The organism is Bradyrhizobium sp. CCBAU 11430, from assembly GCF_028128855.1.
GTDB classification, from domain to species: domain Bacteria; phylum Pseudomonadota; class Alphaproteobacteria; order Rhizobiales; family Xanthobacteraceae; genus Bradyrhizobium; species Bradyrhizobium ottawaense.
Genome location: NZ_LBJV01000006.1, coordinates 1 through 25,679, shown reverse-complemented (window position 1 = coordinate 25,679; position 25,679 = coordinate 1). Strand labels below are relative to the sequence as shown.

The following is a 25,679-nucleotide window of genomic DNA, read 5'->3' as shown; positions in this document are numbered from 1 at the left end:
TTATGCGGACGCCTTAAGCTCATCGATCACACGGTAGACGGCAGCAAACGCGGTTAGCGCTGTGGTCTTGTTACACGCTTCGCCGGATCGTAGTGCTCTGCCGGGATGAACCAAGTTGCGCGCATCCTTAGCGAGGCCGACTTGGTTCTTGGTGCCCTCACCGATTATTCCGTTGTCCGCGGCATAGCGGATCAGTTCGCCGAGATGAAGTTCATCGAGCCGTTTGACAGGGCTCTTCGCGACAGGGCGGTTCTTCAGCCCCCATAGAAGCAACGCCTCTAACGCCGCGCCGGCGAGAACCGTTGCCCCCATCCATTCCTGAGCGTTGAAATCGATCCAGGATGCCCTAATGCGGTCTTCGATACCTAAGCGGATATCAGCATCTTGGATGAAGGGTAACAGAGGCTCGGCCGGCGGCAGCTCGTCTTGGCACAGTCGCATAAGGCGCCGGATGCGCTCGACCGGATCTTTGCTGCCGACATCGCGCACCGGGCGGCCGTCACCGCCGTTCCATCGGCTCAACGCCGTCGAAAGCACCGCCCGGCAGCGTGAAAGCTCCAAATAGTCGGTAGACGACAGATCAATCAGCTCGCGCGGCACCTGGTCGAGCATGTCGAGCAGGGCATAAACCTCCCCACGATGGTCGGGTGTGATGGCCTGGCTATAGAGCTCGCTGCGGCCGACGCCGAACATATTATCAACGGCGCTAACGATATGGCTCGGAAGAACCTTCGGCATGCGAATCACTCGTTCAGACTTGCTGTGGATTAGGCCCATAGACAGCAATATTCGGCCCAATGTGCAACCACAGGTACTTATGCTATTGCTTTGTCAGGGATTCTTTGAGGATTAGCCCCAAAATCTTGGACGGCACGTGCGGGACGATTTCACAAGGCAGACGATTGCGGAAATTGCCAAAGGCGTGGGTTATCGATGCTCGAACCCTGAATGCCGCAGACCAACCGTCAGTGCCAATGCTGCTCAGGACGGGACCCTGGTGCTGGGTGTCGCGGCTCATATTTGCGCGGCTTCACCGGGCGGTCCTCGCTACGATGCAGCGCAGACGCAAGAGGAGCGGCGCAGCAAGGAAAATGGCATCTGGCTTTGCCAGAATTGTGGACGGATGGTTGATGCCGATCCGAAGAGTTTCCCAGTCGAGACTCTCGTTAAATGGAAGCGAGACGCACAGACGCAGGCATTCCGTGAACTGGTGTCTCCAAGTACGGTCTTTGCGGAGCCTGCCCGGATTGAGGCCGCCATCGTGGCCGACACGGATCAAGCTGATGCTGAATTTATTGCGATCTTTGACAGGGTCCGCGCTGCAGCGAACATGGATATATCCTCGCGCACGCGCGGGACAATGTGGGAGCGCGATTCCGTCGAACTGTCGCTTGGAATAGTGGGCGACATGGAGACGCCTTCCTTCAACATCAGCAGATTGCCACTGGCTGTTGAAGCTGCTCCCGAAGTCACGATAGTGGCGTCGCCAGGGACAGGTAAGACGACGACGATTTTCCAGCTGGCGAAGCACGCGCTTACGGCGAATTCTCTTGTGCCGCTGTATTTTAGATTGGGCGACTGGGCTGCCGGCCAAATCGGGCTTCTCGCAAGCTTGCATCATCGCGCCGCTTTCCGAAACATCAGCGCTGAAGACATAAACGCATTGGCCGCGCGCGGCCGACTACTACTCCTACTCGACGGCTGGAATGAACTCGACTTAGACGCTCACAAACGCCTGCGGGTCGAAGTGGGGCAGATCCGTCGTAACTGGCCCGACGTTCGCATCATCGTAACGACGCGACAGCAAGCGCTTGACGTGCCGATAATGGGCCCTCGCGTCGAGATCGACCTACTCTCCGAGGATCAACAACTCGCCATTGCTGCAGCACTGTATGGTCCAGTCGGCGAGAAGATCGTCGACAATGCATGGCGCACCCCAGGCGTTCGCTCACTGATCGCGATTCCCCTTTATCTGACATCCTTGCTCGCGGTCGGATCGAAAGGCGCACCCCCAGACACCAAGGAAGCCGTGCTTCGTTTGTTCGTGGAGCAACACGAGAGGGCGCCCGAACACGCCGACGCGCTGCAGTTTGCGCTCCTTGGTTGCCACACGGAGATTCTGACAGATTTGGCATGTCGTTTAAACGCACTGGGTCCAACGACTCTGCCTGAGGCCGATGCGCGTCGTTTCGTGGCAGATGCGAGCGCAGGACTGCGAGAGAGGGGCCAAATTGCGGCTCCATTTGAGCCGAGTGCAGTCCTGGAGGCCTTGACGAGCCACCACCTGTTGATGCGCTCTGGAGACGGTGTTGCGTTCCAACATCAGCAATTTCAGGAATGGTATGCGAGCCGCCGGGTTGTCGAGTTGATGAAGGCGGCGGCAAACGGTGATGCAGGCGCCCGCGTAGAATTGCGTGCATCCGTCCTCGACCGCCCTTCGTGGGAAGAGTCAGTCTTGTTCGCAACCGAACGGCTATCGCGAGAGAGTAACGGCGCGGAAGTCGTCGCTCATGCCGTACGTCTCGCCTTGCCTATCGATCCGATGCTAGCGGCCGAGATGATCTTCCGCGCCGCACCCGCAGTTTGGGATCTCGTGCGAGACGATATCATCGCGTTCGCTGCGCGTTGGCACCAGGCAGGCAAAGCAGACCGTGCCGTTCGCTTTATGATCATGACTGGCCGACCTGAATTTGCCGCACAGGTTTGGCCCCTCGCGTCAAGCAGCGACAGACAGATACAGATTCCGACGCTGCGCGGGGCACCGTACTTTCGTCCGCGGGTCCTCGGCGACGATCTTCAGGCAAAGCTTGCGGGATTAGCCGAGGAAACGCGAGAACAACTGCTCTCGATGATCGCGGGAGAGAGCGGGTTGGATGGAATGGATCTGGCGGTGGAGCTCGCTAAGGCTGATTCAAGCTCCAAAGTGCAAGCCGAGGTCGTTCAGAACCTTCAATTTCGACGGGCCGATCATCACGTCGCTGATCTGCTATCATCCGCGCATGATGAGACGTGGGAGTTGATCGCGAGAGCCGGGTATGCGAGGGAGATCAGGGACGACGCCGTTGCGAAAAGACTGCAAGAGATTCAGTCAAGGCTCGTTGGTACGACGACCGATCCGTCTCAGCGGCTGGGCCTTCTGTTTCAACAATCGGCCGACGTGCCAGGACGCGACACGGCGATTGCCGCGGCGATTGCGGATCAACAGTTTGTGACCAACAATCCGCAGAGCAGCTGGCTATATCTTGCACAACGAGCCGCACCTGCCGCTCTACTCGAAGGACTGCGTCAACGATTGGCGGCGGGCTATGATATGCCACTTCACGCCGACGATGTCCTGTTAAAGCTGGATGTTATCGATACTGGGCCTATCGTCGATGCCGTCCTCAATACCGATCACGACGACCGCAAAATCAACGCCGCAGCCGCATTGGTGGGCCAAACAACAATCGAAGCGCTTATCGATAAGTTCCTATCAGCTGCAAAAGCGTTGCACGAGGACCGGTCCAACCGGGCGCTTTCGGATGAATATATTTGTATTGAATCCAGGCTCCATTGCACACGCCCGGCGATCTTCGCTGCCGCCGTTCTGCGCAAGGGCGAGTCAGATGACCCCAATGTTGTTGATGCATTGGCGTCGCTTGTCGCCCATCATGGCGTTCACGACAGAGGTGGCGACAAGCCGCTAGTGATTGATCCAACCAGCCGTGGCGCTTGGATCGAACTTCTGCGACGCTGGGCAGGTACAGTGCTTGCAATACCTGCGGGAGGTCGGCGCGAGCTTAGTCACGTAGCGAGTGCCATCGGCCGTCTGGGCTTTGATGAGCTTGTTCCCGAACTAAAGCGCCTTTTGGACGAAGACTTATTGCGGCTAAGAAACGCGCGAGCGGGTCGCGCTGACGCTTTGAGGCGCGGTGACATCGTAGCATCGTCAGACGCGAGTATGATCTACGACATTCAGTACAGGTCCTCATTCATCCGCATCGGCGGGGACGCAGTAGCTAGGGTCGCAGCGCAATACCTCGAGGACAGGGACTTTGGCATTTCGGCGGCGTTGATCCTCAAGTCAATATCCGATCGGCAGTTGAACGTGCCCGCACCGAGTTTTAACCGTCGATGGCCCTGGTTCGATGGAGTCGATGCCGCCCGAAAGGCCCGGGCTGCTTCGCCTCGTCCAGCGCCCGCAAATGCCCTCGCGGCGCCGATCTTCGCGGCCATAGACCGGTTGGCGAGACCGGAGAGGGAAAAGGAAGATCAGCTACTTGCGATCAACCTGATGCGCGTTGGCTTAGGCATGCCCCATGGCGACCGTGACGATCTCGTCGCCCGCGTTGTCGCTCTGCCGCAACCTTTGGCAACGAAGCCCATGCTTCTCGCTGCCATGGTCCTTGATGGACAGATCATAGATGCGGACCTCCTCACGCGGGCTATCAACGATTGGCTTTCGGCCGCCAATCAAGATCCCAACGCTTGGCATAAGCGGCAGGAGACCTGGGAAATTGAACCATGGCTGGAGCTCCTACCGTTCTCAACCCAGCCTGAGGCCGTTTTTGAGGGCTTGGTCAAGGTAAAAGCTTTCTACGGTCGCGACTGGGCAAAGCGGTGGGAACGCGTCTTGACCGCTGTTGCCGCGATACCTGGCCCACTGGGAGATGAATTGCTGTTGCGTCTCGCCCGGGAACACAGAGACATCGCGGATGACCACACATGGATGCGGGCCTTCTTGGAGCGGGGCGCTGTTGCGTCCGTGCTGCTCTATCTGGATCTCTATAATGATGGCATGTTCGGTCGCGGCCCCAACGGCGTCGACGCGTGGCATATCGGACGCCAGCTCGCGGCCTATGCTCAAAGATCCCCAGAACTGAACTCCGAGTTGCAGAAGCGATACGAAACCATTGGCGATGGCCCAGGCCGTAAAGTGCTCGAACAATTCTTCGGCGAGGCGGCGGGAGAGAACGACATCGTTGCCATGGTGAAGAAGTACGCTGCGACCAAACAGTCTTACGACGGTCAGATGCACCGAGCCCTGGAAGCCGTAGCGACGGAAAAAGTGCCCATTGGAGAAGACTCCAACGCTTATAATGTCTACCCCGCTCCGGTAGGCGAATTGCGTAAGGCGCTTTTTGGCATGTTGGATGGCACGCCTGCTGAGGCCGCCATAGCGAGAAGATGCCTGAAAGAGATCGATGAGCTTAGGGATGAACACGGCATTGCCGCCGACGACGGTCGGCACCCAGATGTCATGTCCGAGCGTCCATGGCCTCCCGAAGCGAAGACTTCGTAACTAGCAATCGTTGCGGCGAAAACGCTCACGTCGCGCTAATCTGACCTAGAAGCTCATCCAGCGTTGCAAATTGAATTCCAAACTCCGTCGTGAGCCAGGCTCGGTTTGTCGGATCAAGAATGGATCGGCCTGCGGCGTGGGCTTGATCATTGGTGCAGAGAATATCGTTTCGATAGGCTATGTGGGCAGCGACGAGCTCTCCGTCCGCCCATTCGGCACAAGCCTTACGAGACCTCTTTTCGTTCTGGAGCACTCCGCCGGCCCCCTGCCACCCACCAGCGGCATCGAACGCAGCCCTACCCACGCCCTGAGCTTCAATGCGTGCCAAGGCATCAATCTGGCGTTGCTCGCGCTCGCTGTCTCCGTGCGCCATATGCGCAAAGAGCGCCGGGTCGCCAATCTCCGCCGGGCTAGGCAATCCGAGCCATGATGCGGTTCGCATAAGCCTGATACCTGCGTCGAGCGCACTTTTTAGCTTTGCCGATTGGATCTCGTGCAGGCCTGGATGTCGGGCGTCATCGGGACCCATTGTCATCTGGATACTAGGCTTGCCGTCCCTCTCAACTATGGAGAACTGCACCTGCATTGCGGGCTCGGCGAAATAGGACGTGCGTTCGCTCTTTCGGATTGCTTCGATCCGAAAGCCCGCTTCACTTATGAATCCCGCGATCTGGTTTTTCGCTAGCGCCGTACGAATTGAGGTCCAATCGCGGTCTGCTGGATCGAATATTTTTTCCCAAGCATTGCTGTCGAACGATACCCGCATAAGCAAACCTTATCCGTGAACGCTTCTTCTCACAGTCGGCTCAAAGGTAATTGGGTGGCGGCAGGTCGCCCGCGAAATTCTGCGGGTTGAATATGAACTTCGTCTCATACTGCTTAAGGCCACGCCATGATCGAACGAGTCTAAGCAGTCGGCTTATGATGGTTCTTTCAGCATCATAGCACACAGTGATGCCAAGGCTCGTCGTCTTAAGTTTGCCCATCGTCTTGGCCGTGGGATGCTTTTCGTCCTGCAACCATTCGTGCAAATCGCCTTTCTCAATTCTCATGAGATAGTGGGTCTGTCCCGGCGCCATTTGCTCGATTGTTGATTTTAGCAATGCTGGCTCCCCTCCCTTAAACAACTCGCGACGGAATTCGCCGCTGGTTTGGAAGGTTATATTCTCGGCTCTGGCACCTCCCATGTTAACGAGAAAAAGGCTCACGAAGACATGCTGGAAGTGATGGTCTTGCCCGTGAGGCCTGTAGTCATTGTGAAGATGGTAGAGGATTTCCAAGACGGGCCGCCGCCGTGCGATGACAACTTGGACTCCAATTCGAAGCGCGCCAGTAACCGCTGATGAAACAATGTCCAAACGCTATCTCCTCATCGTTATCGCTTTATTGCCGTGAAATGCCCATCACCCGGATGATCGCGCGATCGCTGTCATCGAACCCTCGCCGTGTGTCGCGAACTTGCAGCTGCCAGCTGGAAGCACACGCGGCTCTAATCTGCGAGCATCCGCTCATCATCGACGAGCACCAAAGTAAGCGTTTCATCCTCGCCGGTACGGACCGTTTGCTCTCGCACCACAAACCGGGAAGCGTCGGACCGGTCAAACCAGGCGTCGGCGTCAATCTTGCGGGGGGCTGGATCATCCGGACGACGGCCAAACTGGACGCCGAAGGCAAAGCTATCCGGGTCGAGGTCTTCACGTGGAAACCAGTGACGCGGCACGCAGGGCGCTCTCGCGAACCACTTACGACCACGGGGGCCGTGACAGATGACGAAAGCTGGCACGTAATCGAGGTCAATGAGGCGGATCGATGTTGCGGTCAGGCTTGTCTTGAAGGTTCCGCCCAACTTGTCGACCATATCAAAAGTCAGTTTGCCAAGGCCGCGTGCTCGAGGTTGAAAGAGGTATCTGGGCATCAAGAGGTCTGCCGCGTAGCTATCCGCCACCTTCTCAGGCGATAGCGCATCACGCGGCTTGTAGTCATCGACGCGACAGACAAGCGTCTTGCCGCGATGAAAGCGCCAATGGCCTAGCTCATGCGCGATGGAAAATCGCTTGCGGCGCGGGGAGCTATCGTTCTTGACCGTGATAACGGCGGCGCCATTGCATCCGAGAATATGGGCTTCACAGCCGCACAACGCGCGATAGCGAACCCGGGCCCCCACGTAATGGGCAATGGCTTCGAGATCAATTTCGCCCGGGTCGGTGACGCCAAGCTCCTGGAGAAGCATTTCCGCCGGCGTCACGGTGCTGTCCTCATTCAATCAGGCCGAGGTCGCGCATGGCTTCGAGCATGTCGAGTACGTCAGCGTCCGTGAGTTCGCTTTCTTTCCGGGCCGCCAGGGTAAAAGTCTTATCATCAGCATGAGCCGCCATGACTTGGCGCAGACGCGCACGGGCTTCGGCGATGGGAATGGCAGGTGCCGGGCTCGGAGCCTTACTAGCCGCAACACCGGCACGTGCGGCATGAAGACGATCTTTATTTGCGAGCAGAATGGTTTTCTCGAAAGCCTCGCGCATGTGCTTCGCGTTCGCTTCGGCTGAGCCAAAGTCTTCCGTGAACTGAGCCAGAACTTCCTGGTCGGACGCCTTCAGCAGGTCGTCGACCATGGCCAGCTTCAACCGGCGGAGCCTCGCTTTGGTGTCATCAGGATCGGACATCTTCCCTCCGTCCCGCAACAAATTTCAGGAAGCGGCGCCGCACCAGCGTGCGTTTGCTGTCGTAGGCTGTGCCCTGCAGACCCGTCAGCTCCTTGAGGTCGTCAGTACCAAAGCCGGCCACAATGCCCTCCGCCAGCTCACGGCCCTTTTCATCGTCGTCGAAAAGGGCAAGTAGCTCCTTGTACTCCCCTTCGAATACCGCATTGTCCTCGGCCGACCAATCGGGGGATGCGGGGTCCTCGGCGTCGGCTTCGGCGGCACCTTGCAGGATCGCCACGTGCGGCATCTGATTGCGAGGCTTCTTTCGCTCGCTGTCGGCGATGCTGCTCATCGTGTCAATTAAGTGCTTCATGACGTCCACGTCTACCGGGCAATTGCGCGTTCCCCGGAGGGTCCGCAGCTGCGCCTCCTGGATTAAGTCCTCAAAGTCCCAATCGGTACCCGAGGCAAAGATCCTGCCGACCTTGTGAAGACGTGCCCATTCGGCCGTGGAGAAGCCCTTGATGGTGGCCTCAATCTCGGCGCGCGGTCGGAATGTCTTCTCGGTCTCAGCAGGCAAGCGTTCGCCCCCTCAAACCCTTATGCGGCGGCCGGACGCTGTCGCGGACACGCCCGAAATTTATTTTCGTCAAATGTCGGCGGAGCCCTATCCGCCCAGCATAGGTCATTAGAGCACAATTAGGTGCCGCAACCCAAAAGGGAAATTGAATGGCCGACGTTCTTGTTACTTGCATCACCAAACCGCACCCGAACAGCCCCCATGAGCACATCACGGAGCTCGGAAATCCGCGGGAGAATTGGAAGTGGTCTCGGGAGCGGGTCATCGCCAGCATCGAAGCGAAGACCAACACCTTCTACACGCGCGATCCGCGCACCGGCAAACGCGCCGATATCGGCGTCGTACGGCCCCAAGGGCGACCCGCCTACGTGCGCACCTACGCCGACGGCGTCTGGAACGACAACCTGCTGGCGATGGATCAGTGCCCCCTCTGAAGGACTAGGGATTAGGAAAGCTTATGAGCAAGAAACAGCTCTTTGTGGAGCGGCGTCCGCAAGGCGACTACGCCGTACGACGCGGAGGTTCGGAGCGTGCCAGCGATGTGCTGGAGACGCAGCGCGAAGCCATTGACCGCGCCCGCGAACTCGAGCCTGGTCATGAGCCGCTAGTCGAGCGGGCGCGGCATACGAACGCCGGTCGACCCGACCGCTGGCGCAAGCCCTAGCAGCACCGAGCGCGCACGTCTCCATGCTGCGTCCATGCTGCGTGGAGCCGCCGTGAGTGCTTGGTAATCGTTGAAATTAAACGGAAATTCTTGCGAACCACGTCACGCCGGAATCTCTGAGACTAAATCGCAAATTTTGCGATGAAATCAGAGGTCTTAAGATGTTTTGGTGGTTGGGGCGGCAGGATTCGAACCTACGCCTGGTGGAATCAAAATCCGCTGCGTTGAGGACTTTCGACGCCTTATCTCGGATTGTTGGTTGCGGGAGGCCGGACTTGAGCCAGCGACCTCAAGTTAGGCATCTGAACCTCGAGCCTCAACCGCACCAGTTTCGCACCAGAAACAGCGCTTACGAAACGCCACCAACGAGATCAAATTCGAACGAAAATGCAGCAAAATCAACAAAGCCGTCAGATAGTCCGCCGCTCATAACGATCTAAGTGCAGGCTCGAGTCCTACTGCTCGCGCGTTACAAATTCATTCTAAGAAGTCCCTGTCTTCCTGTGTACGGTGATGACATGCGAGTGAGCCGTCTCCTGCGGTGGATCACCGAGGTCCTACTTAGTCGCCCGCGCTGCGTGATGCGATCACAAATGAATCCGGGTCGCGGTCGACCTTCACCGGCGAGGCGCCAGCAAACCAGAATCGTCGAGCCTAACAAAATGGTGTTCGCGATCGCTGTCGCAGGTGCGGTCTTCTTCTGGACCTAGTCCGAACTCAGGTTGCACCGCCGAAGATGCGGACTTCATTTGCATTTGCGCACCGTAAACATCGCGCATTCAACACGTGGAGCGCAGCCAAGTAGGTGCGAGCACTTCGTGTGCTTAGAGGCGGATTGCATCGTTGCGGCTATCACCGTCGCTCGAAATTGCGAACGGAGCTGTCGGATCGTGCGCGCGAACCTGTGCGTGGTCGGATCCGTGAATTGGTGTGGCGGAGTTCGCCAATGTTCGTCGGCCGCTTATTCAACGGATATTCGACGACTTTTCGATGAAAGTTCTAAGGCGTTGAAATTACTGGCGCTCCCTAGGGGAATCGAACCCCTGTTTCAGCCTTGAGAGGGAAAATCGATTCTGCTTGAGATATCGTGAGGAAAGTCTGCGATGGAGCCCTGGCCGAATTTCAGCAGCTGATCGTCACCGCAGCGCACCCTGATGCGGCAGGGACCGCGCCGTTTGGCGTAGCGTGACGAGGAAGTGACGCGCAGACCGCGACAGGGGCGTGCTCTTGTTGACCAGAACCTGGGCGGTGACCGGCGTCTTTGGCCGGAATTTCAGACAGACGACGCCATGCTCGCGTGCTTCGATTATCCAGAACGGGTCAATCACCGCGATACCGGCGCCCGCTCGCGCCAGCGAACAGGCGACTGACGACTGGTTGACCTCGAGAGCGATGCGACGGGGTACGCCGGCCTCCCGAAAGGCCTGCTCGACCAACGTGCCGAGCGGCTGGCTGCGGCTGAATGAGATCAGCGGAAAGCGCTCCATATCGCATGGCTCGACCACCTCGCGGCGGGCGAGTTCGTGGCCTGGATGGACAATGGCAACGAGGTCGGCGATGCAAAGATCGAGCGCGAGCGCGTCGTGATGGATGAGCGGCGACAGGACGAGACCCAGGTCGACCTCCTCGCGCAGGACGCTCGCGATGACGCTCGGGCTATCGGTGCTGCGCACCACGATATGAATGCGCGGCCGCGCCTGCTGAAACGCGGCGATCGCCACGGGCAGGATATTGTCCGCGAGCGTTGCGGTCGCGGCGATCTGAATGGTGCCGACATGGGCGTCGCCCATGTCTTCGATTAGCCGCCCGATGCGGTCGACGCCGTCGAACACCCGTTCGAGGTCGGGGAGCAAGAGCTTGGTCTCGGCCGTCGGCTGCAACCGCCCTTGCTTTCTCAGGAACAGGGGAAAGCCGGCGATCCGGGCGCAGTCCCTCAGCATCATGCTCACCGCGGGCTGCGAGATTCCGAGCGCGTCCGCAGCCGCCATTACCGAGCCGCTGCGGCTGACGGCGTGGACGACTTGAAGCTGGCGCAGACTGAGTGACATCAGTTTGCCTTATACAGAATTAAGTCAGGCGCAATTGAACTTATTTCGGGGGATGCCTAGCGTGCCGGTCAAGAACCCTGAGGAAACGCTGACCAGCCATGAAGATTACCGCGGTTGAGACCTGCGTTGTGGCGCTGCCCTTCGACATGGGCGGCCCGAAGCCCGCTTTTGCCGGCAAGCCCTGGACGACGCTCGACGTGCTTATTGTCAAGGTAGAGACCGAGGACGGTCGCTCCGGCTGGGGGGAGGCTTTCGGCCATGCCGCCATTCCCGTCACCAAAACGGCGATCGACACCATCGTAGCGCCGCTGGTACTCGGGCGGGATGCCGGGGACATCAACGGCTTGTCACGCCAAATCTCACATGCGCTGCATCTGCTCGGCCGCAACGGCTCCTTTCTGTATGGCTGGTCCGGCATCGAGATCGCACTTTGGGACCTCGCGGGAAAGCGCGCGAGCCAACCGCTCTATCGTTTGCTCTGCGGGCGCGATCCAGGGCCGATGGACGGCTATGCTAGCCTCTTGAACTATGGGGACGACGCCTTGGTGTCCAAGAACACGGCGGATGCATGCGCCGCCGGCTATCGCTTCATCAAGCTGCATGAGGTGACCAGGCCGGCAGTGCTCGCCGCGCAGCGCGTCGCGAGCGATGCCGCGATCATGCTTGACGTTAATTGTGCCTGGTCGCCGCAGGTGGCGCGTGAAATGGCCGCCTCGCTGGCCGGTGATGGGCTCTACTGGCTGGAAGAGCCGGTGTGGCCACCGGAGGACGTGCATGGGCTCGCCAGCATCCGTGCCCATGGCATCCCCATTTCGGCCGGTGAGAATGTCGCCGGGGTGTTCGGTTTCAAGTCGCTGATCGAGGCTGGAGCCATCGACATCGCGCAGCCTAGCGTCACCAAGGTGGGCGGTATCGGCGAGATGCTCAGGGTTTTCGACTTGTGCGAGACCCATGGCGTGGCGGTTGCTCCGCATAGTCCCTATTTCGGTCCGGGCTTCGTCGCCACTCTGCATATCGCTGCCGCGCGCATGGAAAAGCCGTTCATCGAAGTGCTCTGGCTCGAGATGGAGGCCAATCCGTTCGACCCGTGGGTGCGCGCCAAGGACGGCAAACTCAACCTGCCTCATGGTCCCGGGCTCGGCTGTGAACCGGATCTGGACGTGCTCCGGCGTTACCGCGTTGGCGAAACCATACGCAATGAATGGCGGGCACACTCATGAAGGTTCTCAAAGTCGAGACAGAAGTCGTTCTCGTAACCCTGCCGTCGCCGATCGGCAGCGCCCTGGGCCAGATCCGCGATTTCGGCTGCGTGCTGGTCACGGTCAGGACGGATGAAGGCCTGACCGGCGAGAATCTGATCTTCACGCTGAACAACCGGCGCACCGCCGTGCTGCGCCAGATGGTCGATGAACTCGCCGATCTCATTATCGGGCGCGACGCCGGACATATCGCGAATTTTTGGGCGCGCGCCTGGAAGGACATCAATTTCCTCGGCCACAAGGGGGTCCCCGTCGTCGGCATCTCGGCCCTGGACGGCGCGCTCTGGGATCTTGCAGGAAAGGCCGCGGGCCTGCCGCTCTACCGCATACTGGGCGGCGCCCAGGACCGCGTGCCGGTCTATCACAGCGGCGGACTCTGGCTGTCGCTCGCCACCGACGAGTTGGTCGAGGAAGCAGGCCGCTTCGCGGCCGAAGGTTTTGGCGCAATGAAAATGCGGCTCGGCCATGCTGACCCGAAAGAAGATATCGCCCGCGTTCGAGCCGTACGTCAGGCGATCGGCCCGAAGATTAAGCTGATGGCCGATGCGAACCAGGGCCTTAACGAAGCACAAGCGATCCGGCTCGGCCGAATGCTGGAGGAATTCGATCTCACCTGGTTCGAGGAACCGCTACCGGCCTGGGATCTGGAAGGCCTCGCCCGTGTCTCAGCCGCGCTCGACACGCCGATCGCATCGGGCGAGACGGAATATACCCGCTACGGTTTCCGCCGCATGCTGGAGTTGCGCTCGGCTGACATCCTGATGCCCGACATGCAAAGGGTTGGGGGTTTGAGCGAATTCATACGGGTCGGCCATATGGCGGAGAGCCACGACGTGGCGGTGTCGAGCCACTTGTTCCCTGAGACAAGCATCCAGGCACTCGGCGCGCTGTCCAATGCCGTGTTCCTTGAATACATGCCCTGGTTCTCGCCGCTCTACAATGAACGGCTGAGCTTTGCCGATGGCTGCGCCATCGTGCCCGAGCGGCCCGGCTGGGGCTTCACCTTCAACCGCGACTACATCGGACATTTGAGAACCTCAAGCCTGCAAGGCGCGTGAGCGACAGGTTCCGGCGATACGAAGCCTTTGCAGGAATAATACGACAGGGACAAGCCGAAGCTCGCAACCGACGAGCGGTGAATACAATAACAGGGAGAACGAAATGATTATCAGTCGTCGTCGATTCACCAAGGCCGCAATGGGCGCTTCTGTGGTCGGTCTCGCCCGTCCGGCCATTGCCCAGAACGAGCCGATCAAGATCGGCTGGCTGGCCGCACTCACTGGCCCGAGTTCGGCGCCCGGCGTCGGCTTCAACCGCGGCGTCATCTTTGCAACCGAATCCATCAACGGCGCCGGCGGCGTCAAGGGGCGCAAGGTGGAACTGATAACCCGCGACACCCAGGGCGACCCGACGAAGGCGGTGAATGCCACCCAGGAGATGATCAGCCAGGCTCGCGTCCACGCGATCTGGGGCCCGACGAATTCCGGCGAGTCGCTGGCGGTGACTCCGATCATGGCGCGCGCCAAGATGCCCAATATCCACCCCTGCGTGGTCGACAGCCTGATCGACGTCCAGAAATTCCCCAACGCGTTTCGCATCGCGCCGTCCAATACCCAGTGGGACGACGCGGTACGCAACTATTGCCTGGCTATCCTCAAGCTGAAGAAAGTGGCGGTGATCGGCGACACGACCGGCTATGGTGTCTCGGCGGTCAAGGCGTCGGTCGCCGGATTCAAGAACGACGGCGCCGAGGTGGTCTATCAGGCCAATATTGACGCCACCCAGCCGGACCTGACACCCGACCTGTTGCGTGCCCGCAATGCCGGGGCGGAGGCGATCGTGATCTGGAGCGTCTCCACTGGCATGGAAGCGCGTATGATGAACACACGCGCAGCCATGGGCTGGGACGTTCCCTTTGTCGGACACCCGTCGCTCTCTTCCGGGGAAATTGGAAGCCTTATCGACAAGCCGGCCAATTGGGACAAGGTTTATGCCGTCGGCTATCGCAGCTGCAGCTACGGCGCCGACGGCAAGCTGCAAGGGCGCAACCAGGAACTGGTCGAGCGGCTCGCGGGAAAGGTGAACCTTTCGGACACGCTGCTCTGGTGGGTCGCTTGCGGCATCGACGCCATCGAATTGGTGGCCAAGGCGGTGGAGGCGAGCGGATCCTCTTCGAGCGAGGCGATCACCGGCTACTGGAACAGTCTTTCGAAATATAACGGCTATTTTGGCGACTACAGCTATAGCCCAACTCAGCACAACGGCTATCCGACCGCAGATGTGGTGATGTCGGCAGCAAGTTCGGCCAAGAACGGCGCCTTCGCGCTGGCGCCCGGCTATTCTGGCGGACGGTGATGACTTGGGTTTCGTGCATCCGACACCGCGCCGGATGCGATCCCCACGATCTCTTCAAGACTTCGACCGCTCCAAGTCAATGGCGCCCAACCGGCCGGCGCCGCGGACCGCGGGACCCGCTTTCTCGGTATTAGTGAGGTGATGATGCTCGCTTCAATCCTGGCGTCCGGCCTGGCGGTCGGCGCCATCTATGCTCTCATCGGGATCACCTACAACACGATGTTCGCCACCTCCCGTGTAATGAGCTTCACCGCTGGCCAACTCGGCATGCTCGGCGGCGTCTTCGGCTCGCTCTTTATGCTGCGCCTCGGCTGGCCGCCGGTGATCGGCTTGCTGGCATCGCTTGGCGCTTGCGCGCTGATCGGCGTAGTTACCGAGATCGTCGCGGTGCGTCCCGTCTTGAAGAGCCTCGAACAGCATCTCTATGTGCTCTCCACACTGGCGCTGGCGTTGATGATCCAGCAGGTCACGGCTATCGAATGGAGCACCGAACCGCAGCCTTTCCCGAAGCTCTTTGGCTTCGGCTCGGGCGCATTCGACGAGAAGTTCTGGCTCCCGCTCGTTGCTTGCGGACTAACCATCGCCGGCCTCGAACTTCTTTACCGAAAGACCTTGGTCGGCCGCGCCTTCCTGGCCGTCGCCGAGGACAATTTCGCTGCCCGCGCGCTCGGCCTGCCCGAGCGCAATCTGAGAATCGCCAGCTATGCGCTCGCCGGTGCCATCGGCGGGCTTGCGGGCTTCGCCGGCGGACAATTGTTGCTCGCCTTCTTTGCCAACGGTCCGCTCCTCAACTTCTACGGCTTCGTGCCGGTTGCACTTGGTGGCCTGGGCAACAATCGCGGCGCGGTCATCGGCGGGCTCGCCCTCGGCGTCTTCCAGCAGGCCGCCAATTTCCTGGTCGGCGGCATCTTCTCCTCGGTTGCCGTCTTCGTGCTGTTCATCGTCGTCCTGCTCGCGGCACCGCAGGGCTTGTTCGGCGCACCTGCGGCGCGGAGAGTCTAATGCCAGATACAAGTCAACCAACGATCCATTCGGAGGCGCCTGCCGATATCGGCTGGCGCGTCGTCTTGCCGACGGTCCTGCCTTTGATTGCCCTGTTCACCTTCGCGGTGCTGCTGCCGCTTACGGATAACGAGTATTGGGCACTGATCACCACCCGTGCGGCGATCTATTGGGTTCTGGTTTCGGGCCTCAACCTGGTCGTTGGCTACGCCGGCCAGCTGGCCATCGGCTATGTCGCCCTCCTGACGCTCGGCGCATATACGACGAGCGTGCTCGCCGCCGGCAATTTGTTGCCGCCCCTGCCGACCTTCGTGGCGCTGGCAGTTGCCGCAGTTGCAGGCGCAGTGTTCGGCGTCGTCGTCGGCCTGCCGGCGCTAAGGCTACGCACGTTTTATTTCGCCATGGCGACACTCGGCTTTGCAACCATCGCGACCCAGGTGGCGCTGGCCTGGGAGGGCGTCACCGGCGGCGGGATCGGCATCAGCGGGCCGGAAATGCCAGCGCCGTTCAACACCGCATGGGGCTTTCTCTATCTTTGCCTGGCCCTTGCTGCGCTGGTTACCTGGGCGACCTCAAATGTCGCCAAGAGCCGATTCGGCCGGGCGCTGATCGCCGTGCGCGACGCCGATGTGGCGGCCGAGGCAAACGGCATTTCCAAGCCGAAGCTGTTCGTCACCATCTTTCTATTCAGTGGCGCAGTGGCGGCGGTCGCAGGCGGCCTGTTCGCAAGCCTCCAGACTTATATCACCCCGGACGCTTTCACTTTCGAACTGTCGTTGTTATTCTTTATCGCGGTGCTGATCGGCGGCCGGGGTTCCATTCTCGGTCCGCTCATCGGCACGATCATTCTCACCATCCTGCCGGAGATCGCCGCTCCGCTCGCCGCATGGTCCACCTTTCTCTATGCCGCGTTACTCCTGATCATCGTCCTCGCCATGCCCGGTGGCATTGCCGCGCTCCTCGACTTCAAGAACCGCAAGCCGCTTCAAAGCGATCGGGCGATCAAGCCGCGGCCGACCCTGCTCGGCGAGATCCTGAAACGCAGTGGAGCCGACAGGCCCATGACACTGAAGGGCATCGTGCTCACCTTCGGCGGCGTGCGCGCTATTGACGGTCTCGACCTCAACATCCAGCCTGGTAAGGTGCACGGTCTGATTGGCCCGAACGGCAGCGGCAAGACCACAACGCTGAACGTTATTTCCGGCTACTACGCGCCGCAGGAAGGCGAAGTCAGGCTCAACTCGCCTCTGGCGAGAGGCGCACCCGAGACTCGGGCCGGGCACGGCATCGCCCGCACGTTCCAGACGCCGCGGATTGTCGGCGAGGCGTCGGTCATCGACAATGTGATGATCGGCGGCTGGATTGAGGGACAATCGGCCTTCGTGGAAACGCTCATGTCGCTGCCACGTCATCGTCAGGGTGAGCGGAGCCTGGAAGTGGCCGCGCGACTTGCGCTCCGTGCAGTAGGGCTGGAGGAACTGGCCGATGTAAGGGCCGACCGGCTGCAACACAGCGAACTGCGCTTCGTGGAGATCGCGCGCGCGCTGATGCTGAAACCCGCCTTCCTGCTGCTTGACGAACCGGCAGCAGGCCTTGCGACGGATGAGATCGAGCGGCTCGGCCAGTTGATCAAGGAGATCAGCCGCCAGGGCACCGGCGTTCTCCTAGTGGAACATCACGCCGACCTGATCTTCGACATCTGCGACGAGGTTACCGTGCTCAATCTCGGTCGCGTGCTGGCGAACGGTACGCCTGCCGAAATCCGCGTGCACAAGGAGGTGATCAGTGCCTATCTCGGTGCCTGAACCACTGATCGACATTCGAGGTCTGGAAGCCGGCTACGGCAAGATTCGCGTGCTGCACGGGATCGATCTTGCGATCGGCCCTGGCGAGGTCGTCGCCCTTCTCGGCCCTAACGGCGGCGGCAAGACCACGCTTCTCCGCGCCGTCTCCGGACTGCTGCCGTGGACCGGCGCCGTGCGTTTCGCAGGCCAGGACTTGCGGGGCTGGGGCCCGCAGGAGACGGCGCGGGCTGGCCTTGCCCATGTGATTGAGGGTCACCGCGTCTTCACCCAGCAATCGGTCACCGACAACCTGCTGCTCGCGGCATATGACCTGCCGCGTGGCGAGCGCATGGCCCGCGTCGAGGAGGCGCTTAACTTCTTTCCGGAGGTTGCCGAAAAGCGCCATCAGCGCAGCGGCGCGCTGAGCGGCGGGCAGCAGCAGATGCTGACGGTGGCCCAGGGGCTGGTGCGGCGGCCGCGCCTGCTGATGCTCGACGAGCCATCAGCAGGCCTCTCTCCTGTGCTTGTCGACCGCGTGCTTGCGGTGGTGGCGAAGCTGCGCGCGAACGGCACCGCCGTGCTGCTGGTCGAACAGCTGATCGAGAAGGCGCTTGCCGCTGCGGATCGAGTTTGCGCGCTGGCCCAAGGACGTGTAGTTCTACAAGCGGCAACCACCGAGGCCGATCTACCGCGCCGCCTGGAACGGGCCTATTTCGGCCGGGACCACGCCACCGCGCTGCATGCATGAGGGAAGCTTCAGATCCGGTCGGCTGCGCGTCCGTAAAGCCAAACTGAAGTTAGGCGTCAACGCTGCGCTCTCAAAGCCTCGTCGGCGCTTTTTCGCTTTCAGGTTTCGAGCTGCCCCGGTCCAATCCATCATGGGACAGACTGCGTCGCCAACGGCGTAAAGTGCCTACCGAAGCTCACTGACCGCACCAGTTTCGCACCAGAAACGACGTGAACAAACCACGACGAACGCGATCAAATTCAAAAGAAAGTGCAGCAAAATCAACGAAGCTTATTGATGGTCTGCCGCTCATAACGGCCTGGTTGCACGTTCGAGTCCGCTGACCGGCCAGTGAAATCAGCCCCCTCGTGATGCGCGGGTTCGTTCGTCGCGCCAGTTACGCAAATCCCCGAAAGCGGCGGACGAACATCGAACATGTTAGCACCGGGGCATCCCATTCGTACTCCAAAGAAGCCGAATTCCCTCCGCGCGAGGGGGAATGCTTTTCGCCTGTAATCTTATCTGCTCATTGTGCTTCACCAAGACTTCGGTCAAAAGGCCAAGAGCGGCGAGGCATTGTGCATTTGCGCCCCGAGAGCATGCAGCCACCCTATTCCTCGACCGAGGTCGCGGCGGCGATCGGCGTCTCTCTGGATACATTCTATCGCACGCGCCGCCTCAGGCACGAGCGCGATGGCTTGCCTTCGCCGATCAGCGAGCGAGGACCCCTGAAATGGGAACGCACCGGCTTCGATGCTTGGCTTACCCGACATCATCCTATGCGCCCAAAGACGATTGCCAATGACGCATTCGCGCCGCCGCCAGCGGCAAGCGACGAGGATCACCGCGAGCGGCTGCGGAGAGCTTACGGCCAGCACGACTCTTGACAGACTAGATCGCGCTAGATTCCAATGGGTGCCATCTCTTACTGGCACTGAGGCTCTTTATGGCCGATCCCAAGTTTCCCCATGTGAAGTGGCGTGATGGCCGCCCTCGGTCGTCGCACGGCGCTTATGCCAGAGCTCTCGGCTTTGTCGATGCCGACTTGCGCCATCCGCCGTACGATGAAAAAGGCCGTCCGGTCGGTGCGTGGTTCAATCTCCAAGAAGCATCAGACTTTTCAGACAAGCGAAAGTCGGAAATCGAGGCGGCTCGCCGTGCTGGCAAGCTGCCGAAGAAAATTACGATCCGGAAGCGTTCTACGATCGAAGATCTTCTGGACGATTGGAGCAAATCGGTTGAGTTCAAGGCGTTGTCGTCCGCCTCGCAATCTTCCTATCAGAAATGTATCTCCGCTATCTTGTACCGACCGCAATCACGCGAATCCGCGGCGAAGATGCGTGCCGAAATCCGTGCCGCCAAGCTGCTCGGCGTAGCCGAGCCCGTTCGAGCACTCGAGGCGATCGCGACTGCCACTCCGACATCAATCGGGAAGCCGGAGTTCCGAGCCTTTTATAACTATGCGAAATCGGCTCGCGGCCATCATATGGCGCTCTCGATGATAGCGACGCTCTCGGCGGCATTCACTTGGGGACAGGAAAGCACACTGTGGCGTCTCGGGCCCAATCCGCGAGAAGGCATGGAGTTCGATCATCCAGAGGGACGCATCGTGCAGGTTACGATGCCCGAATTTTCCGCGTGGGTCGCCGCAGCCGATGCGATCGAACGGCCTTCGATCGGCGATAGCTTTCACCTGGCATTGTTCACCGGGCAGCGCCAGACCGATCGTCTAATTATGCGCAATGAGAGCGACGTCGAGGGCCGCCACGCGTTCCGGCAGAGCAAAACTGGCGAGCTTGTCGACATAAAAGAGGCGCCGCAACTCAGCGCACGGCTGAATGCCTCGCGTGCACGAGTAAAGGAGCTAAAGCTTCGGCTTCAACTGGATAGGGTGCCACCCGAGCTGGTGGTCAATGAGGACAATGGCGAGCCTTATGACGAGAGTACCTACCGCCACTGGGTGTCGACCGCCCGAGCTGTCGCTATATTCGGCTTTCTGAAGCGCGACAACGCGCGCCAGGCAATCGTACGCGCAGAACGATTGAACGCCGAACTGATTAAGGATGTCGACAAGCTCTTCGCGCCGTTCCCTCTCGAGGAAAATAAAGCGCAGCGCGCTCGAGCGGTCGATCAGCGCAAGCGCGCATTAGCGGAATGGCTGGATGCGCAGACCGCTCGCGACAGCAATGGCGACGAGACAGCATGGCACGTGAAGCCTTGCCCCACCCTAATGTTCGTCAACGGCGCTGGGGAACTCGACCAAAAGCATGACCAAGACCTACGCGATACTTGCGTCATGCTTCTCGATCGCGCTGGCTGCGACTTGCTGACGATTTGCGACATCACCGGGCATTCATATCGAAGCGCGCAGACTATCGTGAAGCACTACCGCGCCCGCAATGCGGCTCGGGCTGATTCCGGTATCGACAGGCTTGAATTGCAGGTCCGAAAGGAAGGCATGAAGAGCTGAACGCAGGCCCGTGGGCCTCATTTGGCCGCGCGTGTCAGCGGCGGATGTTCGCGCCTAATTATCCGACTCGTCGCACGGCGTGCGACGTACGACCATCAAAAGCGTCGCACGAGACCCGGTTTGTTCTGCCGAGGAATTTAAAAAAGCCCTTGCGGGCCAATATCTTAAGGGTGGTGGGCGCACCAGGGCTCGAACCTGGGACCCGCTGATTAAGAGTCAGCTGCTCTACCAACTGAGCTATGCGCCCGAAAGGCGGCTAGTGCCTTGCGAGGTCGGTCGTTTAGCAAAGCGATCCGGGTCTGGCAAGCGATGCAATGAAGGTTTTTCCACAGTCCCCAGAAAGCGAAAAGCCGCTGGATTCCAGCGGCTTCTCAGGGTCAATCGTCGCAAAATCCAGTCCCGTTCAGAGCCGGCCCTCGCGATCCCGGTCGGGACCGCCGTCGCGGTCGAAACGGTCGCGATGGAAGTGCTCCATGCCGCGCTCCATCATGCGGTCCATGCCGCGTTCCATGAAGTGGCGGTGCGGGCCGTCTTCGCCGCCGCCGACCGGGCCGCGGTGGCGGGTCAGCACGGCGAGGCGCCGCTTCTGGCCCTCGTCCAGGGTCTTGTAGAGCGGGTCGGCGGCATCGGCGATCTTCTTCAGGGCCGCCGAGGTCGCGCCCATGTCCTCGGCGCGCTGGCGCAGGCGGGCGACCGGATCCTCCGGCCTGTCGGCGTCCTTGCCGGCATCGCCGGGGCCGGCATTCATCCGCGCATTGGCGCGGTCGATGCGCAGCTTGGCGAATTCGCGCACCGCAGCCTCGACCGGCGGCCACAGCTTCTCCTGGTCGGCGTTGAGCTTCAGCCCGGCATGGACGGCGGCGATCCGCGCGTCGACAAAAGCGGCGCGGTCTTCCGGGTTCATGCGGATGTGGCGGATGTGCTCCATCCACGGACGATGATATTGGGCATAGACCGCGCCCGAGCCGGCGATGCTGAGCACGGCGATGGCGGCGATGGTGAACTTCCTCATCCGGACCTCCTCTGGAAGGATGTCCCTGAAGATGGGCCCGACGCGGCTGACCCGCAACTTACAACTTGGACAGGAAGCGCGCCCTTACCAGGACTGTAACGCCCGATTTTACCTCCAGCCGCAATCGGACATCATTCGCAACAAAAAGGCTTCCGTGCAGACCGCACGGAAGCCTTCGTTCATCGTTCGAAACGATCAGTTCGTCGCGCTCAATTCGTGGTGCTCTTGGCTTCCTTGAGGAATTCGTCGATCAGCGGCTGGCCGATGCGGCCTGCGGCGTCCTTGTAGACCGGCTCCATCGCCTTGCGCATCGCCTCGTCCTGCTCGCCGGTGAGCTTGATGATCTCGCTCTTGCCGCTCTTCTTGATCTCGGCGAGCGCGTCGTCGTTTTCCTTCTGCGACTGCGCGTTGCTGAAGTCGGTCGCTTCCTTCATCGCCTTGGTGAGCTGCTCGCGGATGTCGGCCGGCAGATCGTCCCAGAACTTCTTGTTCACGATCACGACGTAGCCGATGTAGCCGTGATTGGTCTCGGTGATGTACTTCTGCACCTCGTGCATCTTCTGGGTATAGATGTTCGACCAGGTGTTCTCCTGGCCGTCGACCACGCCGGTCTGGAGCGCCTGGTAGACTTCCGAGAACGCCATCACCTGCGGCAGCGAGCTGAGCGCCTTGAACTGGGCCTGCAGCACGCGCGAGGACTGGATGCGGAACTTGACGCCCTGATAGTCGACGGGCGCGATCAGCTTCTTGTTGGCGCTCATCTGCTTGAAGCCGTTGTCCCAATAGGCAAGGCCGGTGATGCCCTTGGCATCCAGCAGCTTGAGAAGCCGCGTGCCGAGCGGGCCTTCCGTCACCTTCCGCAGCGTCTTCAGGTCGGGCAGGATGTAGGGCAGATCGAACACCTCGAACTCGCGAATGCCGAGCGGTCCGAACTTGGAGTTCGACGGCGCCAGCATCTGCACGCTGCCGAGCTGAAGCGCCTCGAGCTCTTCCTTGTCCTTGTACAGCGTCGAGTTCGGGTAGACCTCGACCTTGACCTTTCCGCCGGTGTACTTCTCGGCGAGCTCCTTGAACTTCTCCGCCCCCTTGCCCTTCGGCGTGTCGGTGGCGACGACGTGGCTGAACTTGATGATGATCGGCGATTGCGCCGATGCCGGCCCGGCAAGTCCGAGTGCCAGTGCCGCGATGGACGCGGCGATCGCGAAGGTGCGCATAATCTCTCCCTGTTATTATCTAAGCCGCCCGCGCGCGGGCGGCCAATCCTTTTGCCGACAGCATCAATAGCGGCTGGGAGACGCAGCCGCTATTGGCCGTTAGCAGGGCAGGTATTCATCATAAATACCGTCATTCCGGGATGGTCCGAAGGACCAGACCCGGAATCTCGAGATTCCGGGTTCGATGCTCTCGCATCGCCCCGGAATGACGAACTATGTTCGTCAGCTCGCCGCCGCGGTCGTCACGGTGTCGCGCTGGCGCTTCATGACGATCTTGTTGAGCGCGCCGAGATAGGCTTTGGCGGAAGCCACCAGCGTATCCGGATCCGCCGCGCGCGCCGTCATCGCACGCCCCTCCTGCGACAGCCGCACCGAGACTTCCGCCTGCGCGTCGGTGCCTTCGGTCACCGCGTGGACCTGATACAGCTCCAGCTTGGCCTCGTGCGGGACCAGGCGCTTGATGCAGTTGAACACCGCATCGACCGGACCGTTGCCCTCGGCTTCCTCGATCTTGATCTGGCCGTCGACGTCCAGCTTCATGGTCGCGCGCTGCGGACCGTGGGTGCCGGCGATCACGGTCAGCGAGGTCAGCTTGATGCGGTCGTGGGACGCTGCCATCTCCTCGTCGACCAGCGCCTCGATGTCCTCGTCGTAGATGTCCTTCTTGCGGTCGGCCAGCGCCTTCATCCGCGTGAACGCATCTTCCAGCTGGTTCGGGCCGAGCTTGTAGCCCATCTCCTCCAGCTTGTGCACGAAGGCATGGCGGCCGGAGTGCTTGCCCAGCACCAGCGAGGACTGCTTCAGGCCGACCATTTCGGGCCGCATGATCTCGTAAGTCGAGGCGTCCTTCAGCACGCCGTCCTGGTGGATGCCGCTCTCATGCGCGAACGCGTTCCGGCCGACGATCGCCTTGTTGTACTGGACGGGAAACGAGGTAGCCGCCGACACCACCTTGGAGGCCCGGGTGAGCTGGGTGGTGTCGATCTTGTTCCAGTACGGGAATTTGTCGTTGCGGACATTGATCGCCATCACGATCTCTTCGAGCGCCGCGTTGCCGGCGCGCTCGCCGATACCGTTGATGGTGCACTCGACCTGGCGCGCGCCGCCGACGACGCCGGCCAGCGAGTTCGCGACCGCCATGCCGAGGTCGTTATGGCAGTGCACGGAGAACACGGCCTTGTCCGAGTTCGGCACGCGCTCGATCAGCGTCTTCATGAAGTGGGTGTATTCCTCCGGCACCGTGTAGCCGACGGTGTCGGGGATGTTCACCGTGGTGGCGCCGGCCTTGATGACGGCTTCGACGATCCGGCACAGGTAGTCCATCTCGCTGCGGGTGCCGTCCTCGGCCGACCATTCGACGTCGTCGATCTGGTTGCGGGCGCGGGCGACCATGGCGACCGAGGTCTCCAGCACTTCTTCCGGCGTCTTGTTCAACTTCACCCGCATGTGCAACGGCGAGGTCGCGATCACAGTGTGGACGCGGCCGCGCTTGGCGAACTTCACCGCTTCGGCGCAGCGGTCGATGTCGGCCGGATGGGCGCGGGACAGGCCGGCGATGACGGCATTCTTCGAGCGGCGGGCGATCTCGCTCACAGCTTCGAAGTCACCCTGCGAGGTGATCGGGAAGCCGGCTTCGATGACGTCGACCCCCATATCGTCCAGCAACTCGGCGACCTCGAGCTTCTCCTCGAAGGTCATGGTGGCGCCGGGGCACTGCTCGCCGTCGCGCAAGGTGGTGTCGAAAATGATGACGCGGTCCTTGTCGGACTTGTTCGCGGGGACCATTGCAAATTTCCTTTTGAGCTTTTGCGCCGTCAGTCTGCTGGGCGCTTGAGGTGTCCGGTGATCTCGACCAACCCCTGAGTGCCCAGGCGCGTCGCGCCCAGCCGGCCCTCAGGGGCAAGTAAGAAGAAGGCCGCCAATAAGGAGGGTGGGCAGCAGCGCGGCCGGGATCGTGGCGGCGGCCAGAGCCACCTCCCCCGAAATCCCATCAATTTGGCCGCGAATCAGCATTGCCAGACCCTTTTGAGCCCCAAATCCTCGGTCAAAACCGTTGACGGTTGGTTGCCGGGAGGCTCAGTGACCCGTTTCTAGACGAGAAATAGCAGCAACTGCAACGCCAAAAGATGGTCAGGGAACCTGACCTGGTTGCAGGGTCTCGTGTCCCGGACGCGCTGCAACGCGAAGCGTTGCTGCGCAGAGCCGGGACCCAGGGGCGGCACGGCACGATGCGGATGGATGGGCCCCGGCTCTGCAGCGCACCACTTCGTGCTGCGCTGCGTCCGGGGCACGAGAGCGGAATCTGGCGCACGCTTTCTCGACACCGTCATTGCGATGCTCCAATGCACATCCCAGCGTGCAGTGCCGTAGGGTGGGCAAAGGCGCACAGCGCCGTGCCCACCAATTCAATCGCGGTGCGAGGATGGTGGGCACGCTGCGCTTTGCCCACCCTACGATATCGAGTTTGTGGCACGCAGCTCAGCTCGCAAACACACCTTCGCGTCCTCGCGGCGGATTTCGCCCGAGCTTTGCTTGGTCTCTCCACCCTCCAATCCAAGAGGGCGCAGGGAAGGCCGGGTGCTCGCTCGCACCCGCGGTCCGCTGCGCGAAATGCACACGCAGAAAGAACCGCACAGCAGCATAC

The 25,679-nt window shown here is 60.7% G+C and carries 20 protein-coding genes and 1 tRNA gene; 10 read left to right on the top strand and 11 right to left on the bottom strand.

The features are described 5' to 3' along the window. Nucleotides 1-738: a hypothetical protein gene (locus tag XI04_RS03945; RefSeq protein ID WP_271596723.1), complete on the bottom strand. Its 738-nt coding sequence runs from the start codon at nucleotides 736-738 to the stop codon at nucleotides 1-3. 136 nt (nucleotides 739-874) lie between these two features. Between XI04_RS03945 and XI04_RS03940 the strand changes: the two genes are divergently transcribed. Further along, nucleotides 875-5,281, top strand: a complete 4,407-nt coding sequence (locus XI04_RS03940) for an NACHT domain-containing protein (protein WP_271623505.1) — start codon at nucleotides 875-877, stop codon at nucleotides 5,279-5,281. A gap of 25 nt (nucleotides 5,282-5,306) precedes the next feature. On the opposite strand, the gene XI04_RS03935 is transcribed toward XI04_RS03940, so the two are convergent. The 5 genes from XI04_RS03935 to XI04_RS03915 all read right to left on the bottom strand — a co-directional run bounded on the left by XI04_RS03935 (nucleotide 5,307) and on the right by XI04_RS03915 (nucleotide 8,500). Next, nucleotides 5,307-6,047, bottom strand: coding sequence for a hypothetical protein (locus XI04_RS03935; protein ID WP_271596725.1), 741 nt, complete (start codon nucleotides 6,045-6,047; stop codon nucleotides 5,307-5,309). Between the two features lie 40 nt (nucleotides 6,048-6,087). After that, the gene (locus XI04_RS03930; protein WP_271596726.1) at nucleotides 6,088-6,639 is read right to left on the bottom strand and encodes a hypothetical protein; all 552 of its coding nucleotides are present in this window, start codon (nucleotides 6,637-6,639) and stop codon (nucleotides 6,088-6,090) included. Nucleotides 6,640-6,770: 131 nt separating this feature from the next. Then, complete coding sequence (locus tag XI04_RS03925; RefSeq protein WP_271623504.1) at nucleotides 6,771-7,544, bottom strand: ImmA/IrrE family metallo-endopeptidase; 774 nt, start codon at nucleotides 7,542-7,544, stop codon at nucleotides 6,771-6,773. Continuing rightward, nucleotides 7,537-7,941: a hypothetical protein gene (locus XI04_RS03920; protein WP_271596728.1), complete on the bottom strand. Its 405-nt coding sequence runs from the start codon at nucleotides 7,939-7,941 to the stop codon at nucleotides 7,537-7,539. Before XI04_RS03920 ends, XI04_RS03925 begins: the two co-directional genes overlap by 8 nt. After that, nucleotides 7,928-8,500, bottom strand: a complete 573-nt coding sequence (locus tag XI04_RS03915) for a hypothetical protein (RefSeq protein ID WP_271596729.1) — start codon at nucleotides 8,498-8,500, stop codon at nucleotides 7,928-7,930. Before XI04_RS03915 ends, XI04_RS03920 begins: the two co-directional genes overlap by 14 nt. A gap of 149 nt (nucleotides 8,501-8,649) precedes the next feature. On the opposite strand from XI04_RS03915, the gene XI04_RS03910 reads away from it, so the two are divergent. Both XI04_RS03910 and XI04_RS03905 read left to right on the top strand, forming a co-directional pair. Next, on the top strand, nucleotides 8,650-8,934 hold the full coding sequence (locus tag XI04_RS03910; RefSeq protein WP_271596730.1) for a DUF3892 domain-containing protein: 285 nt from the start codon (nucleotides 8,650-8,652) through the stop codon (nucleotides 8,932-8,934). Between the two features lie 23 nt (nucleotides 8,935-8,957). Beyond that, on the top strand, nucleotides 8,958-9,164 hold the full coding sequence (locus XI04_RS03905) for a DUF2188 domain-containing protein (protein ID WP_271596731.1): 207 nt from the start codon (nucleotides 8,958-8,960) through the stop codon (nucleotides 9,162-9,164). Between the two features lie 1,136 nt (nucleotides 9,165-10,300). Here XI04_RS03905 and XI04_RS03900 read toward each other — a convergent pair. Beyond that, nucleotides 10,301-11,212 carry a LysR substrate-binding domain-containing protein gene (locus XI04_RS03900; RefSeq protein WP_271596732.1) on the bottom strand — a complete coding sequence of 304 codons (912 nt, stop codon included), beginning with the start codon at nucleotides 11,210-11,212 and terminating at the stop codon, nucleotides 10,301-10,303. Between the two features lie 98 nt (nucleotides 11,213-11,310). Between XI04_RS03900 and XI04_RS03895 the strand changes: the two genes are divergently transcribed. The 7 genes from XI04_RS03895 to XI04_RS03865 all read left to right on the top strand — a co-directional run bounded on the left by XI04_RS03895 (nucleotide 11,311) and on the right by XI04_RS03865 (nucleotide 20,809). Next, entirely contained in the window at nucleotides 11,311-12,432 is a 1,122-nt protein-coding gene (locus XI04_RS03895; protein WP_271596733.1) for a mandelate racemase/muconate lactonizing enzyme family protein, read from the top strand. Next, nucleotides 12,414-13,529, top strand: coding sequence for a mandelate racemase/muconate lactonizing enzyme family protein (locus XI04_RS03890; RefSeq protein WP_271596734.1), 1,116 nt, complete (start codon nucleotides 12,414-12,416; stop codon nucleotides 13,527-13,529). The genes XI04_RS03895 and XI04_RS03890 overlap by 19 nt, the downstream gene beginning before the upstream one ends. Nucleotides 13,530-13,680: 151 nt before the next feature. Then, nucleotides 13,681-14,826 carry an ABC transporter substrate-binding protein gene (locus tag XI04_RS03885; RefSeq protein WP_271623503.1) on the top strand — a complete coding sequence of 382 codons (1,146 nt, stop codon included), beginning with the start codon at nucleotides 13,681-13,683 and terminating at the stop codon, nucleotides 14,824-14,826. Nucleotides 14,827-14,970: 144 nt separating this feature from the next. After that, the gene (locus XI04_RS03880; protein WP_271623502.1) at nucleotides 14,971-15,828 is read left to right on the top strand and encodes a branched-chain amino acid ABC transporter permease; all 858 of its coding nucleotides are present in this window, start codon (nucleotides 14,971-14,973) and stop codon (nucleotides 15,826-15,828) included. Beyond that, entirely contained in the window at nucleotides 15,828-17,633 is a 1,806-nt protein-coding gene (locus XI04_RS03875; protein WP_271596737.1) for a branched-chain amino acid ABC transporter ATP-binding protein/permease, read from the top strand. The genes XI04_RS03880 and XI04_RS03875 overlap by 1 nt, the downstream gene beginning before the upstream one ends. After that, entirely contained in the window at nucleotides 17,614-18,360 is a 747-nt protein-coding gene (locus XI04_RS03870) for an ABC transporter ATP-binding protein (protein ID WP_271596738.1), read from the top strand. The genes XI04_RS03875 and XI04_RS03870 overlap by 20 nt, the downstream gene beginning before the upstream one ends. Nucleotides 18,361-19,285: 925 nt before the next feature. Beyond that, on the top strand, nucleotides 19,286-20,809 hold the full coding sequence (locus XI04_RS03865; protein WP_271596739.1) for a hypothetical protein: 1,524 nt from the start codon (nucleotides 19,286-19,288) through the stop codon (nucleotides 20,807-20,809). Between the two features lie 171 nt (nucleotides 20,810-20,980). On the opposite strand, the gene XI04_RS03860 is transcribed toward XI04_RS03865, so the two are convergent. The 4 genes from XI04_RS03860 to XI04_RS03845 form a co-directional block, all read right to left on the bottom strand. Beyond that, a tRNA-Lys gene (locus tag XI04_RS03860) sits at nucleotides 20,981-21,056 on the bottom strand. A gap of 156 nt (nucleotides 21,057-21,212) precedes the next feature. Then, on the bottom strand, nucleotides 21,213-21,821 hold the full coding sequence (locus tag XI04_RS03855; protein ID WP_271623501.1) for a Spy/CpxP family protein refolding chaperone: 609 nt from the start codon (nucleotides 21,819-21,821) through the stop codon (nucleotides 21,213-21,215). 209 nt (nucleotides 21,822-22,030) lie between these two features. Continuing rightward, nucleotides 22,031-23,035, bottom strand: a complete 1,005-nt coding sequence (locus tag XI04_RS03850) for a TRAP transporter substrate-binding protein (RefSeq protein ID WP_028144433.1) — start codon at nucleotides 23,033-23,035, stop codon at nucleotides 22,031-22,033. A 222-nt stretch (nucleotides 23,036-23,257) separates the two neighbouring features. Next, nucleotides 23,258-24,820, bottom strand: coding sequence for a 2-isopropylmalate synthase (locus tag XI04_RS03845; protein ID WP_028144432.1), 1,563 nt, complete (start codon nucleotides 24,818-24,820; stop codon nucleotides 23,258-23,260). Nucleotides 24,821-25,679 lie beyond the last annotated feature (859 nt).

Bases quoted from the DNA above. Each gene is read 5' to 3' on its own strand.
- XI04_RS03850 (WP_028144433.1), bottom strand. From the start codon at position 23,035: ATGCGCACCTTCGCGATCGCCGCGTCCATCGCGGCACTGGCACTCGGA.
- XI04_RS03865 (WP_271596739.1), top strand. From the start codon at position 19,286: ATGGCCGATCCCAAGTTTCCCCATGTGAAGTGGCGTGATGGCCGCCCT.
- XI04_RS03845 (WP_028144432.1), bottom strand. From the start codon at position 24,820: ATGGTCCCCGCGAACAAGTCCGACAAGGACCGCGTCATCATTTTCGAC.
- XI04_RS03890 (WP_271596734.1), top strand. From the start codon at position 12,414: ATGGCGGGCACACTCATGAAGGTTCTCAAAGTCGAGACAGAAGTCGTT.
- XI04_RS03880 (WP_271623502.1), top strand. From the start codon at position 14,971: ATGCTCGCTTCAATCCTGGCGTCCGGCCTGGCGGTCGGCGCCATCTAT.
- XI04_RS03905 (WP_271596731.1), top strand. From the start codon at position 8,958: ATGAGCAAGAAACAGCTCTTTGTGGAGCGGCGTCCGCAAGGCGACTAC.
- XI04_RS03900 (WP_271596732.1), bottom strand. From the start codon at position 11,212: ATGTCACTCAGTCTGCGCCAGCTTCAAGTCGTCCACGCCGTCAGCCGC.
- XI04_RS03875 (WP_271596737.1), top strand. From the start codon at position 15,828: ATGCCAGATACAAGTCAACCAACGATCCATTCGGAGGCGCCTGCCGAT.
- XI04_RS03945 (WP_271596723.1), bottom strand. From the start codon at position 738: ATGCCGAAGGTTCTTCCGAGCCATATCGTTAGCGCCGTTGATAATATG.
- XI04_RS03920 (WP_271596728.1), bottom strand. From the start codon at position 7,941: ATGTCCGATCCTGATGACACCAAAGCGAGGCTCCGCCGGTTGAAGCTG.
- XI04_RS03910 (WP_271596730.1), top strand. From the start codon at position 8,650: ATGGCCGACGTTCTTGTTACTTGCATCACCAAACCGCACCCGAACAGC.
- XI04_RS03895 (WP_271596733.1), top strand. From the start codon at position 11,311: ATGAAGATTACCGCGGTTGAGACCTGCGTTGTGGCGCTGCCCTTCGAC.
- XI04_RS03935 (WP_271596725.1), bottom strand. From the start codon at position 6,047: ATGCGGGTATCGTTCGACAGCAATGCTTGGGAAAAAATATTCGATCCA.
- XI04_RS03855 (WP_271623501.1), bottom strand. From the start codon at position 21,821: ATGAGGAAGTTCACCATCGCCGCCATCGCCGTGCTCAGCATCGCCGGC.